11 protein-coding genes and 1 pseudogene are annotated in these 13443 nt (G+C 69.2%); 8 read left to right on the plus strand and 4 right to left on the minus strand.

Annotated elements, in window-relative coordinates; all coding sequences use genetic code 11:
• Positions 1-50: 50 nt before the first annotated feature.
• Entirely contained in the window at positions 51-1838 is a 1788-nt protein-coding gene (locus N5C88_RS25795) for a chloride channel protein (protein WP_280016509.1), read from the plus strand.
• Here the strand turns inward: N5C88_RS25795 and N5C88_RS25800 are convergent.
• Entirely contained in the window at positions 1824-2717 is an 894-nt protein-coding gene (locus tag N5C88_RS25800; protein ID WP_280016510.1) for a LysR family transcriptional regulator, read from the minus strand. The two genes, N5C88_RS25795 and N5C88_RS25800, sit on opposite strands and share 15 nt — an antisense overlap.
• 130 nt (positions 2718-2847) lie before the next feature.
• Between N5C88_RS25800 and argC the strand changes: the two genes are divergently transcribed.
• Entirely contained in the window at positions 2848-3780 is a 933-nt protein-coding gene (argC, locus tag N5C88_RS25805; protein WP_280016511.1) for an N-acetyl-gamma-glutamyl-phosphate reductase, read from the plus strand.
• A gap of 19 nt (positions 3781-3799) precedes the next feature.
• Here the strand turns inward: argC and N5C88_RS25810 are convergent, their stop codons facing one another.
• On the minus strand, positions 3800-4699 hold the full coding sequence (locus N5C88_RS25810; RefSeq protein WP_251880281.1) for a LysR family transcriptional regulator: 900 nt from the start codon (positions 4697-4699) through the stop codon (positions 3800-3802).
• Between the two features lie 131 nt (positions 4700-4830).
• Here N5C88_RS25810 and N5C88_RS25815 point away from each other — a divergent pair.
• From N5C88_RS25815 to N5C88_RS25830, 4 genes and pseudogenes are all read left to right on the plus strand, one after another.
• Positions 4831-6402: pseudogene (locus tag N5C88_RS25815) on the plus strand (ATP-dependent acyl-CoA ligase); the annotation flags it as partial.
• A gap of 36 nt (positions 6403-6438) precedes the next feature.
• Positions 6439-7752 (plus strand): MFS transporter, encoded by a 1314-nt coding sequence (locus N5C88_RS25820; RefSeq protein WP_059379722.1) that lies wholly within the window; start codon positions 6439-6441, stop codon positions 7750-7752.
• On the plus strand, positions 7749-8897 hold the full coding sequence (locus N5C88_RS25825; RefSeq protein ID WP_280016512.1) for a thiolase family protein: 1149 nt from the start codon (positions 7749-7751) through the stop codon (positions 8895-8897). The genes N5C88_RS25820 and N5C88_RS25825 overlap by 4 nt, the downstream gene beginning before the upstream one ends.
• The gene (locus N5C88_RS25830) at positions 8894-9217 is read left to right on the plus strand and encodes a zinc ribbon domain-containing protein (protein ID WP_059379724.1); all 324 of its coding nucleotides are present in this window, start codon (positions 8894-8896) and stop codon (positions 9215-9217) included. The genes N5C88_RS25825 and N5C88_RS25830 overlap by 4 nt, the downstream gene beginning before the upstream one ends.
• Positions 9218-9229: 12 nt before the next feature.
• Here N5C88_RS25830 and N5C88_RS25835 read toward each other — a convergent pair whose 3' ends face one another.
• Entirely contained in the window at positions 9230-10060 is an 831-nt protein-coding gene (locus N5C88_RS25835; protein ID WP_280016513.1) for a TlpA disulfide reductase family protein, read from the minus strand.
• A 27-nt stretch (positions 10061-10087) separates the two neighbouring features.
• Positions 10088-10852, minus strand: a complete 765-nt coding sequence (locus N5C88_RS25840; RefSeq protein ID WP_165867793.1) for an IclR family transcriptional regulator — start codon at positions 10850-10852, stop codon at positions 10088-10090.
• A 219-nt stretch (positions 10853-11071) separates the two neighbouring features.
• Here N5C88_RS25840 and N5C88_RS25845 point away from each other — a divergent pair, with 219 nt between their 5' ends.
• Together N5C88_RS25845 and N5C88_RS25850 are read left to right on the plus strand one after the other, a co-directional pair.
• A complete protein-coding gene (locus tag N5C88_RS25845; RefSeq protein ID WP_280016514.1) occupies positions 11072-12616 on the plus strand; it encodes an acetolactate synthase large subunit in 1545 nt (514 codons plus the stop codon).
• Positions 12617-12645: 29 nt separating this feature from the next.
• Complete coding sequence (locus N5C88_RS25850; protein WP_118931975.1) at positions 12646-13440, plus strand: SDR family oxidoreductase; 795 nt, start codon at positions 12646-12648, stop codon at positions 13438-13440.
• Positions 13441-13443: the final 3 nt, after the last annotated feature.

Consider the following 13443-nt stretch of genomic DNA (forward strand, 5'->3'; position numbering starts at 1 on the left):
ATATATATGACATTTCGCAAATCCCTGCGCAATTCTTCCCGTCTTCGAACATGCCTCCCACTTCTTCCTCCGCCCGGGCCGCGCTGCGCCTGGGCGACTTCACCACGGACAAGCGCGTGGTCCTGCTCATGGGGCTGGCCATCCCGGTCGGCCTGGCCAGCGTGGCCGCGGCCTGGGCCTTGCTGCGGCTGATCGCGCTGTGCACCAATCTGGCCTACCACCACCAGTTCTCCTTCAAGGACCAGCCCATCACGACCGGCCACCTGGGCCTGGCTTCCGTCGCCATTCCGGTCGTGGGCTGTCTCATCATCGGCCTGATGGCGCGCTACGGTTCGGAGAAGATCCGCGGCCACGGGATTCCGGAAGCGATGGAAGCCATCCTGATCGGCAAGAGCCGCATCCAGCCCAAGGTGGCGGTGTTAAAGCCGGTGTCGTCCGCCATCTCCATCGGCACGGGCGGCCCGTTCGGCGCCGAAGGCCCGATCATCATGACGGGCGGCGCCATCGGTTCGCTGTTGGCGCAGACCATCCACCTGGACGACGGCGAGCGCAAGACCCTGCTGGTGGCCGGCGCGGCCGCGGGCATGACGGCGATCTTCGCCACGCCCTTGGCGGCGGTGTTGCTGGCGGTCGAGCTGCTGCTGTTCGAATGGAAGCCGCGCAGCTTCCTGCCGGTGGCGATGGCGGCGCTGGTGGCCGCGGCCACGCGCGCATTCGCACTCGATGGCGGCCCGATATTCGCGTATTCGGGGTCGCTGCCGTTCACGCCCGTGCACCTGCTGGCCTGCGCGGCCGTAGGCGTGCTGGCGGGGCTGGGATCGGGCGTGCTGACGTCCATGGTCTACGCCGCCGAGGACCTGTTCGAGAAACTGCCGCTGCACTGGATGTGGTGGCCGGCCTTCGGCGGCCTGGTGATCGGCCTGGGCGGGCTGATCGAGCCGGCGGCGCTGGGCGTGGGCTACGACAACATCCGCCATCTGCTGGCGGGCGATCTGGCGTTCCAGGCCGTGCTCCTGCTTCTGGCGGTCAAGGTCATCATCTGGTCCGTGGCGCTGGGTTCGGGGACCTCGGGCGGCGTGCTGGCGCCGTTGCTGATATTCGGCGGCGCGCTGGGCGCGTTGGCCGCGCCGCTGCTGCCGCAGGCCGATCCGGGCTTCTGGGCGCTGCTGGGCATGGCCGCGATGATGGGCGGCACCATGCGCGCGCCGCTGACCGCGACCCTGTTCGCGGTGGAGCTGACCGGCGACATGGGCGCGCTGCTGCCGGTGCTGGCGGCCTGCGTGTTCGCGTACGGGATGACGGTGCTGCTGCTCAAGCGCTCGATACTGACCGAGAAGATCGCGCGGCGCGGCCATCACATCAGCCGCGAGTACCGCGTGGATCCCTTCGACCTGCTGCGGGTCAGCCAGGTGATGACCACGCCGGTCCAGACGCTGCCGGCCGATTGGACGGTGGCGCAAGCCATCGCGCATTTCACGACGGCGCAGCCGGTGCACACCAGCTATCCGGTGCTGGATGCCGAAGGCGCGGTGGTGGGTGAAGTCACGCGCGCGGACACGCTGGCCTGGGCCATCGACGACGAGCAGACCGGGCGCACGCTGGGGGAAGCGCTGCAAGGCCGCGACCTGGTGTACGGCCATCCCGAGGAACTGGCCAGCCAGATCGCCGACCGCATGGCGCTGACCGGCGCCGGCCGCATACCGATTCTTGACCGGGCCAACGGCCGGCTGGTCGGCATCGTGGGGCGCAAGGACCTGTTCCGCTCGCGCGCGCGCCGGCTGCGCGAGGAAAGCCAGCGCACCGCGTACTTCCGCCGCACGCCCTCAGCGGGCGGGTGAAGCGCGCAGCTCCCACAACACGTCCAGCACATGCCGGGTGGCTTGTTCCACCTGCCCGGCGCGGTGCGCGATGCCCAGCGGACGCCAAAGGGCCGGCCGCAGCGCGCGCATCTGGATGCGCGGATCCGGCTGCGGCGCGGTGGCCTCGTGCGGCAACAGGGTGGCGCCGTAGCCCGCGGCCACCAGGCTCTTGATGGCGTCGTTGTAATTCAGCTGGATGCGGGCGCGCGGGTTCAGCCCGGCGGCGGCGAACCATTCGCCCGTCAGGCGCGACAGCCGCGTGCTGGCGTCGTTCAGGATGAGCGGCCGTTCGGCCAGCCAGCCCGGCGTCAGGCGCGCGGGCGCTTTCCAGTCCGCGGGCAGGAAGGCCATGACCGGGTCGCGCCGCCAGGGGCGCAGCACCAGGCCTTCCAGCGGCGGCTGGGGCAGGGCCACCAGGCCCACGTCCAGCGAGCCGTCGGCCAGGCGCAGCAGGGTTTCCTGCGAAGTCAGCACGGCCACCTGCACGTCGATGCCGGGATGGTTGCGCCCCAGCGTTTCCAAAGCCTGCGGCAGCAGATGGGCAATGGCGCCGGTGGAGGCGCCCAGCCGCACGCGGCCGGACAAGCCCTGCACCTGTCGCTGCACGTCGTCCAGCGCCTGGTCGGCATCGGCCAGGAGGCGGCGCGCGCGTTCCAGCAGGGTTTCGCCGATGGCGGTGGCGCGGACCTGGCCGCGCTTGCGCGTGAGCAGCGGCGCGCCGATGCGCGCCTCCAGGTCGGCCACGTGCAGGCTGACGGTGGGCGGGGCCAGATGCAGCGCGCGCGCCGCATCGGCGAACGAGCCCAGGTCGGCGATGGCAACCAGGGTGCGCAGGCGGTCCAGGCTGATTTCACGCATGGCGGTTTCGTTCAGGAAAGCTGAATTGGATAGTCATGATATTCGACTTTTGTAATCTGGCTTTCAGTCCGATGATGGAGTCCCGCGCCCGGAACCTTCCGGCGCCCCTTTGATCCAGGACGCAAGCGCCATGACCCAACCTCTAGTTTTCATCGACGGCGACCAGGGCACCACCGGCCTGCAGATCCACGAACGCCTGCACGGGCGCACGGATCTGCGGCTGCTGACGCTGCCCGAGGCGGAACGCAAGGATCCGCAACGCCGCGCGCAGGCGATCAACGGCTGCGACATCGCCATCCTCTGCCTGCCGGACGAACCGGCGCGGCAGGCCGCCGCGTCCATCGTCAATCCCGCGGTACGGGTGATAGACGCCAGTTCCGCCCACCGCACGACGCCGGGTTGGGTCTATGGCTTTCCGGAAATGAACGCGGAACAGTCCGGGCTGATCGCCCAGGCGCGGCGCGTCAGCAACCCCGGCTGCTATCCCACGGGCGCTGTCGCCTTGCTGGGTCCGCTGCTGCGGGCGGGGCTGGTGCCGGCCGACTACCCGGTAGTGGTGCACGCGGTGTCCGGCTATTCGGGCGGCGGGCGCGCGGCGGTGGACGCCTACGAAGCCGCGGACGGCGCGCCGGGACCGGCGTTCCAGCTCTACGGCCTGGGCCTGGCGCACAAGCACACGCCCGAGATCGAGCGGCATGCCGGCCTGACGCAGCGGCCGGTGTTCGTGCCAGCCTATGGCGCCTATCGCCAGGGCATCGTCCTGACCGTGCCGCTGCAGCTGCGCCTGCTGCCGGCGGGCGTGGACATGGAGCGCCTGCACGCCTGCCTGCAGCAGCATTACAAGGACGCGCGCCACGTGCAGGTCGTGGCGCCGCAGGACGCGGCCGCCCATACGCACCTGGATCCGCAGGCGCTCAACGGCACCAACGACCTGCGCCTGGCCGTCTACGGCAATGCGCAGCACGGCCAGGTACTGCTGACGGCGGTGTTCGACAACCTGGGCAAGGGCGCCTCAGGCGCGGCGGTCCAGAACCTGGACCTGATGCTGGCCGCGATGCGATAAGCGCCGCGCCTGGGCGGGCTCAGGCCGGGTCCGCCAGCGTTTCCACCACCAGGCGGCGCAACCAGACGGTGCCCGGGTCGCTTTCGAAGCGGGCGTGCCAATGCACGGTCACGGACAGGGGCGGCAGCGCGATCGGCAGCGGGCGTATCTGGAACGCGTCGTCGTGGTTGAACCAGATCGCGGCCCGCAGCGGCAAGGTCATGGTGAGATCGGTGCGCCGCACGATCTCGGCCGCCGCCGAGAAATGCGGCAAGGTCAGATACGGCCTGCGCGGCAGGCCGGCCTCGCTCAGCACATCGTCCAGCAAGCGGTGGGCGCTGGCGCGCGAGGCCACCAGGATGTGGTCCAGGCGCTTGTACTGGCTGCGCGTCAGGCCTGTCGACAACACCGGATGGCCGCGCCTGCCCATGCAGGTGTAGCGTTCGCTGAACAATTCCGCGTGGCAGGTTTCGCTGCCCAACCCGGCCAGGTTGCCGATGGCGAGATCGACCTCGCCTTCTTTAAGAGCCTGCGGCAGCCGTTCCAGCGGGATCTCCAATACTTCCACCTGCAGGCGCGGCGCCAGGGCGTGCACGCGTTCCATCAGCGACGGCAGGAACACCATTTCACCGATATCGGACATGGACAGGCGAAAGCGGCGGGTGCTGCTGGCGGGCTCGAAGCGCTGCCGCAGGCTGACCGCCTCCGCAAAGCTGTTCATGCCGCGCTCGATGGGGTCGGCCAGGGCAAACGCGACCGGCGTGGGCTGCATGCCGGACGCCGTGCGCGCGAACAGGGGATCGTCGAACTTTTCGCGCAGGCGCGCCAGCGCGTAGCTCACGGCGGGCTGCGTCAGGTTCAGGCGCTGCGCCGCGCGCGTGACGCTGCGCTCCTGCAGCACGGTCAGGAAAACCCGCATGAGGTTGAGATCAAAATCCACGCATGCCTCTCATATCAGCTTGATTTATAAGATAAATAATATCCATAAATTTGACATATAAATAGTTGATTCCTAGACTAATTTCATAAGGCTGGGGCAACGCTTGCCGAGGGCCGCAACAAAGGGGAAGCACCGCCATGCATGCGTTGACACTGCCGTCGTTGTTGCTGGAGCAGGGCGCCCGATGGGGCGAGCGCACATGGGTACAGGCGCCGGGCGGCGCGCTGCGTTACGGCGATGCTCCCGGGCATGCGGCGGCCTGGGCCGCGCGCCTGGCCCAAGCCGGGATCGCCCGGGGCGACCGGGTCGGGCTGATGGCCGGCAACCGGCATGAGTTCCTGTCCATCGTGCTGGGCTGCGGCTGGCTGGGGGCGGTGGTGGTGCCTATCAACACCGCGTCGCGCGGCATGCAGCTGCAGCACATCCTGGCCAACAGCGGTTGCCGCTTGCTGGTGGCCGACGCCGCGTCCTGTCCGGCGCTGGCCGCACTGGACATGCAGCCCCTGGCCTTGAACCGCATCTGGCTGCTGGACGGCAATGCCGACGCGCTGCCGGTGCACGCGTGTCCGCCTCCTCCCGCGCCGGACACGCCGCTCCCGCCGGCGGCCGACCTTGGGCCGGGAGATACGCTGGCCATCCTGTACACCTCGGGCACGTCAGGCCTGTCCAAGGGCGTTTGCTGTCCTCATGCGCAGTTCTATTGGTGGGGCAGGATCGCCGCGCGCAACCTGGAAATCGTCGAGAGCGACGTGCTCTACACGAGCCTGCCGCTCTTTCACACCAATGCCCTGAACGCCTGCTTCCAGGCCCTGGTCACGGGCGCGACCATCGTCTGCGACGAGCGTTTCTCGGCCAGCCGCTATTTCGACCGGCTCGAGGCCGCGGGCGCCACGGTGACCTATCTGCTGGGCGCCATGGTGCCCATGCTGTTGGCGCAGCCGCCTGCCGCAGCCGAACGGCGCCAGCGCGCGCGGATCGCGCTGGCGCCCGGGGTGCCCGAACGCTTCCATGCGGCGTTCGCCGAACGTACCGGCATTGCGCTGCTGGAGGGCTACGGCTCCACCGAAACCAATTTCGCGCTGGGCGGCACGCTGGCCGAGCAACGCCCCGGCACGATGGGACGGGCCGCGCCTGAGTTCGACGCGATGGCGGCCGACGAGCACGACGCGGCGGTGCCCGACGGCACGCCGGGCGAATTGCTGCTGCGCGCACATGTGCCATACGCCATCGCCACAGGCTATTTCGGCATGGATGACAAGACGGTGGAAGCCTGGCGCAACCTCTGGTTCCACACGGGCGACCGGGTGGTGCGCGATGCGGACGGCTATTTCCGCTTCCTGGACCGCACGAAGGATGCCATCCGCCGGCGCGGCGAGAACATTTCCTCGTACGAGGTGGAGCAGGTGCTGCTGGCGCATCCGGCGGTGGCTGCCGCGGCGGTCTATGCGGTGCGTTCCGATCTGGCGGAAGACGAGGTCATGGCGGCGCTGGTCTACAAGACCGGGCAGGCCATCGCGCCCGAGGCGCTGCTGGACTTCTGCCAGCCTCGCATGCCGTATTTCGCCGTGCCGCGCTATCTGCGCGTGCTGGAGGATTTGCCGCGCACCGAGAACGGCAAGATCCGCAAGTTCCGCTTGCGGGATGAGGGCATTACCGGCGACGCCTGGGACCGCGACGCCGTCGGTTATCGCGTGGCGCGCTGAGCGTCATCAATCCATTCAAACAGACTAGGGGCGGCAATGACGATGGCATACAAGGGGGCGGCCGCGGCCGCTGGCGACGATGCGCGCAGAAAGCGCACGCGGCGCGTGGTGATGGCGTCCGTCGCGGGCAACGCGATGGAATGGTATGACTTCTTCATCTACGGCACGGCGGCGGCGCTGGTGTTTGGCGAACTGTTCTTTCCCAAGGGCACCGACCCGCTGCTGGGCACCATGGGGGCGTTTGCCGGCTTTGCGGTCGGCTTCCTGGCGCGGCCGCTGGGCGGCGTGATCTTCGGCCATATCGGCGACCGCTACGGCCGCAAGCTGGCGCTGGAATGGACCCTGGGCCTGATGGGAGCCGCGACCTTCCTGATCGGGCTGTTGCCCACCTATGACCAGGTCGGCTTCTGGGCGCCGGTGGCCATGGTGGTGCTGCGCATCCTGCAAGGTGCGGCCGCGGGCGGGGAATGGGGCGGCGGCGTGCTGCTGATCAGCGAGGCGGTCGGAGGCAAGCGCCGCGGCTACTTCTCTTCCTTCAGCCAACTGGGCGTGGCGGGCGGCTTCGTGCTGTCCTCGGGCGTCTTCATGCTGGCGCAGCAGTTGCCGCAGGAAGCCTTCATGAGCTGGGGCTGGCGCCTGCCGTTCCTCTTGAGCGTGCTGATCTTCGGCGTGGGCCTCTACATCCGCAAGCACATCCCGGAAAGCGATGAGTTCGTGCAAGCCGCCAAGACCGCCAAGCGCGGCATGCCGGCAGTCGAAGTGTTCCGCCGCTATCCGCGCCAGGTGTTTACCGCGATGGGCCTGCGTGTGGCCGAGAACGGCGGGTCGTACATCTTCCTGGCGTTCGCGCTGGCCTATGGCAAGTTCCTGGGCATTCCCAACGACGTCATGCTGGGCGGCGTGCTGGTGTCGATGTTCATCGAGCTAGGCACGCTGGTCTGGTTCGGCCACCTGTCCGACCGCATCGGGCGGCGCACGGTGTACCTGATCGGTTCGGCCGGACTGGTGCTGGTGGCCTTCCCGTTCTTCTGGCTGGTGCAGACGAAGGAGCCGGTGTGGATATTCCTGGCCTTTTTCCTGGGCAACACGGTCTGCCACGCCGCGATGATCGGCACCCAGCCGGCGTATTTCGCCGAACTGTTTCCTGCAGAGGTCCGCTACACCGGACTGGCGCTGGGGCATGAACTGGCGTCTGTCTTCGCTGGCGGCCTGTCGCCGCTGATCGCCATGGCGCTGCTGCGCAAGTATGAATCGGCGACCCCGGTGGCGTGGTTCCTGGTGGGCATGGCCGCGGTCACGGTGTTGACCTTATTGCTGACGCGCGAACCGCCGCGGCAGGAATCGGCATGAGCGCGGCGCGCGGCCCGGGCATCGTTGGCGTGGGCGAAACGCCTTCGTTGCGCCATCCCGGCCCGGGGACCAGCACGGCCGGCCTGATGGCCGAGGCGATCGCGCAGGCGTTGCGCGGCGCAGGGTTGGAGCCCGGCGATGTGGACGGACTGGGCGTGGCTTCATTCACGTTGCGCCCCGACCGCGCGATCGATCTGGCGTGGCGTCTGGGACTGCGGCTGAACTGGTGCATGCAGGACGAGATGGGCGGCGCCAGCGCCATCAATCTGCTGCGCCAGGCGTGGCTGGCGCTGCAAGCGGGGCAGGCCGAGACCATCGTGCTGGTCGCGGGAGACCATTTCACGGGCGCCGATTTCGCGGGGCTGGTGCGGGGCTACAACCGCAGCGCGCAGGACTATCTCAGCCCCCTGGGCTGCGAGGGTCCGAACCCCTTGTTCGCCATGCTCACGCAGCGGCAGATGGCGCATACCGGCCTTGCCCGGGAAGACTATGGCGCGCTGTGTGTCGCGCAGCGGCAATGGGCGGCCGGCAATCCCAACGCGGCGTATCGCGAGCCCATGAGCCTGGCGCAGTACCTGGCCGCGCCCATGGTCGCGCCGCCGCTGGGACGCCTGGATTGCGTGCCGGTGGTCAGCGGCGCTTGCGCGTTGGTACTGAGCGCGCGTCCGGCGGGAATCAGCGTGCGGCTGCTGGCCAGCGATGCCCTCTATAACGGCGACCAGCAGGAAGGCGACGGGCTGCAGACCGGCATCGCGGCGTTTGCGCCGGCGCTCTGGCAGCGCGCGGGCCTGGGGCCGCAAGACATGGATGTGCTCAGCGTGTATGACGACTATCCCGCCATGGCGCTGGCGCAGCTGTGCGATCTGGGCGTCGCCAGCGTGGATGACTTGCCTGGCTTCATCGCGCGCCGCCTGGCCTCGCGTGACTTGCCCGTCAACACCGCGGGCGGCCAACTGTCCGCCGGGCAGGCGGGCACCGCCGGCGGCATGCATGGCCTGGTCGAAGTGGCGCGCCAATTGCTGGGGCAGGCAGGGGAACGGCAGGTACGCGGCGCGCGCCACGGCGTGGCTACCGGCTACGGCATGGTGCAGCTGCGCTACGGCATGTGCGCCAACGCCGCGGTGCTGGCGCGGGAGGAAGCATGAGCGTCAACGTCAGCCTATGCAGCAGCTGCGGCCATCTGGTTTATCCCGTGAGGCTGTGGTGCCCGGCTTGCGGCCATGGACAGGCGCGCGCGGCGGCGGTGGAGCAGGCGGAGTTGCTGGCCTGGACCGAGTTGCCGTCGCGGGACGGTGCGCCCGCCGCAGTCATTGCCACGGTCCGGGCGCTGCCCGCGGGACCGGTCCTGGTCGTCCGGTTGGAAGAACCGCCCACCCATGCAGGCCAGCTCCTGTCGCTATTCGAACGCGATACGGACGGGCGGCCCTTGCCTTGGGCCCGCCTTGCGGCCGAGCCGAGGTCCTGAAGCGCTCTCGGGTCAATCGCCGCTGGCCGGCGCCTGGATCGCCTCCAGGCGCTGGGCCAGCGACGCTGCCGACAGCTCGCCCACGCGCAGGTCCACCAGCCGTCCCCGGGCATCCAGGAACAGCGTGGCGGGCAGGCCGCGGTTGCTCATCTGGCGCGAGGCCGCGCCTGCGGGGTCGAGCAGCACGTTGCGCAGCGTCGGCGCGTGTTGCGCCAGGAACGCCGTGACGTCCGGCGGCGCTTCGGCCTGGTTCAGGAAGACAAAATTCACATTGGGATGCGCCGCTTGCGCCGCGGCGAAGGCGGGCATTTCGCGGCGGCAGGGCGGGCACCAGCTCGCCCACAGATTGATGACGGTGGGCTTGCCCTGGTAGGCCGCCAGCGCCGCGGGTGCGCCGTCCAGCTGGCGCAAGGCGAGGGCGGCCAGTTCGGGCTGAGCCTGCGGCGCGGGCGCCAGCCAGCGGCCGCCGCCTATCCAGATCGCGCTGGCCAACGCCAGCGCGCCCAGCAGCGCGGGCTGCGGCGCCTGGCGGCGCAAGGCCGCGTACAGCGCGTAGAGCCACGCCGCGGCAAGCCCGGCCATCCCGGCCCAGCCGCCATCGCGCAGGTCCAGGATCCGGAGCGGATTCTCGATGAAGTGCGCCTGGTACTGCCAGACGAAGCCCAGCCGGGCGACCACCAGGCCGATGATCAACGCCCGCCAGAGCACCGCGCCCGTATCGGGCCGGGGCTGTAGCTTGCGGGTGAATATCCTGGCGGCCAGCAGCCCGACGGCGGCGGCAACGATGAGGACCAGCAGGTCCGAGGGAAAGACGAGGGGACCGATACGGATGGCGGGTGTCATGCGTGAACCTGGAACTGGGGGCGTGGATCAGGCCGCTTGCGGCAGCTTGGTCGGCGCCTGCGCGATGCGCCGGGTGATCTCGGTGGCGGCGCGGCAGATCAGGCCGGCCAGGTAGTCCTCGCGGAAGGCCGCGAAGGCATCCTGCATGCCGATGAGCGTGATGCTGCCCAGCACATGGTTCTCTTCATCGAAGATCGGCGCGGCGATCCCGGTCTTGCCGGAATCCAGTTCGCCTGACGAGATGCAATAGCCGGCCTTGCGCACTTGCAGCATGGCTCGGGAGAAAGACTTCCAGTCCTGGCCCAGCCGCTGCATGTCGGATGCATCGGCGTGCTCGTCGTAGACGCGGCGTAGCTGGCGCGGCCCCAGATTGGCCAGGATCACGCGGGCGGTCGCGCTGCGCAGCAGCGGCATGTGCCGGCCACGGCCGAAGTTGAGGGCCTGGGTATTGCGGCCCGCCTGCTGGTGCACGTTGATCACCTTGTCGTCGTAGCGCGCGCTGAGCAGCACGTCCAGCCCGGTCTGGCCGGACAGTTCCTCGATCAGGTCGCGGCTGACCGTCAGCATGGGGTCGTACTCCCGCATCTGCAGGTCCAGGGCAATGATGCGCGGGCCCAGCGCGTAGCCGGCGGGCAGGCGCACCAGCAAGCCGCAGGCGCACAGCTCGCGCACGTAGCGGTAGGCGGTGGCGGGCGCGTAGCCCTGCAACTGGCAGATGGCGTCTACGTCCAGGACCGGCCGGTCGGGCTGAAAGAGGTCCAGGACATCGAGCATGCGGCGAAGACTGTTCATGTGTGTGAGGCGTGGGAAGGCAGACGTGCTGCGAGGGTGCACCAAGGGGCGCGTATTGGCAAATCGCCCCACCGCGCGCGGCGCGCACGCGTGTGTATAGGACTTTCCTGCAGATCTATCAAATAGATAATTCTAATAAATTATCAGACATCAATCCGCCAAAAGAAATTGCACATTTATCAAATTACGATAAAGTAGCAAAAAAAGGAGGCGGTAATCATGACCGGAGCTAGTGCCTTGCTGGAGGCTCTGCGCAAGCAGGGCGTGGAAGTCTGTTTCGCCAATCCCGGCACCACCGAGCTGGACCTGGTGCGTGCGATGGAGGAGGTGCGCGGCATGCGCTGCGTCGTCGGCCTGCAGGAAAACGTCTGCACTGGCGCGGCCGACGGCTACGGCCGGCTGAGCAGCAAGCCGGCCGCGACCCTGTTGCATCTGGGGCCGGGCTTCGCCAATGGCATCGCCAATCTGCACAACGCGCGCCGCGCCCGCACTCCCATCGTCAACATCATCGGCGACCACGCCAGTTGGCACCTGGAATGCGACGCGCCCCTGACCTCGGACATCGAATCGCTGGCGCGTCCCGTGTCCGGCTGGGTGCAACGGATCGCGTCCGCGCAGGAGGCGGCGGGCGCCGCGCGCGCCGCCGTGCAGGCCAGCCTGGCCGATGGCGGGCAGGGCGCGACGCTGATCTTTCCCGCTGACTTCCAGGCTGAAAGCGTGGCGGCGGATTCCCCGGAGGCGGCTGTCCAGCCCGCTGCCGAACCTGAGACCTTCGACGCCGCCGCCGCATGGCAGCGCCTGAGCCGCGCGCAAAAGCCGCTGTTCCTGCTGGGTGGGGGCGGCCCGGCCAGCGGCCTGGGACGCCGCGCGCAGATTGCGGCCGCGCGCCTGTGCGCCGCCCTGGGTGGCAAGGCATACGCCGAGACCTTTCCCGCCAGATCGGAGCGCGGCCGGGGCTTGCCGGACTTCGACCGCCTGCCGTATTTCCCGGAACCCGCTCGCGCCGCGCTCGACGCCGCCGACCTGGTGGTGCTGGTGGGGGCGCTGCCGCCCGTGACGTACTTCGGCTATGCCGGCCATCCCAGCCGTCTGGTGCCGGCGGAACGCCTGCTGGAGCTGGCGGCGCCTGGCCAGGACGCCGCCTCGCGCCTGGAGGCGCTGGCCGAATTGGCGGGCGCGCCGGCTTTCGAACCCGCCGCCGCACCGTTGCGCGAACCGGCGCCGGGCGCCCTGACGCCGCAATCCATCGCGGCCGTGGTGGCGCGGGCCTTGCCCAACGACGCCATCGTCTCGGTCGAGGGCGGCACCTGCGGTTATCCGCTGTATGCCGCTTCCGCCGGCGCCGCGCCGCACACCGTGCTGACCAATACCGGCGGCGCCATCGGCCAGGGCTTGCCGGTCGCCATGGGCGCCGCCATCGCCTGTCCGGAACGCCGCGTGGTGGCCGTGCTGTCCGACGGCAGCACCCAATACACGATCCAGGCGCTGTGGTCGCTGGCGCATGAAAACCTGCCGGTCACGGTGCTGATCGCCGCCAACCACCAGTACGCCATCCTGCGCAACGAGCTGCGCCGCGGCAACGCCGTGCTGGGCGAGCGCGCCGCCGAACTGACTGCGCTGGACCGCCCGCGCATCGACTGGGTGGGGTTGGCGTCCAGCTATGGGGTGCAGGCCAGCCGCGCCGCGACGTCGGAAGAACTGGCCGCGCAGCTGGAATCCGCGCTGCGCCAGCCAGGACCGGTCCTGATCGAGATGGCGCTGTAGGCGCCGCTATATATAAGGAGCATCAAAACATGGACTTGCAACTCAAGGGGAAGGTCGCGGTGGTCACGGGCGGCAGCCTGGGCATCGGGCGGGCGGTGACCGAAGCGCTGGCGGCCGAGGGCGTGCGCGTGGCCATCGTGGCGCGCCGCCAGGCGCAGCTGGACGAGGTGGCGGCCGATATCACCCGCGCCACGGGCGTGGAAGTGCTGGGCGTGGCGGCCGACGTGTCGGACACGGCCCAGGTCAACGCCATGATGCAGCGCGTGGCCGAACACTTCGGCCGCATCGACATCCTGGTCAACGGCGCGGCCCATCCCGGCGGGCTGGTGCGCAGCGAGATCGACGAGGCCGATCCCGAGGGCCTGCTGGAAGACATCAACATCAAGGTGGTGGGCTACATGCGCTGCGCCAAGGCGGCCGCGCCGCACATGCGCCAGGGCGGCTTTGGCCGCATCGTCAACATCGGCGGGCTGACCGGGCGTGGCAGCAAGCAGCTCTCGGGCATGCGCAACGTGGCGATCTGCCACCTGACCAAGACCTTGTCGGACCAGCTGGGTCCGCATGGCATCACGGTCAACGTGATCCATCCGGGCGTGGTCGAGACGCCCCACATCCATGAACTGTATGAAAAGGAAGCCGCCAAGCAGGGGCTGACGGCCGCCCAGGTCGAGGCCAACTATGCCAAGGCCACGCCGATACGCCGGGTGCTGCAGCCGGCCGAGATCGCCGACGCGGTGCTGTTCCTGGCGTCGCCGCGGGCGGGCGCCATCACCGGCGAATCGCTGGGGGTGGACGGCGGCATCACGCGCGGCATCTTTCTTTGAACC

Source organism: Achromobacter sp. GD03932, assembly GCF_029839485.1.
Classification (GTDB): Bacteria; Pseudomonadota; Gammaproteobacteria; order Burkholderiales; family Burkholderiaceae_B; genus Achromobacter; species Achromobacter bronchisepticus_A.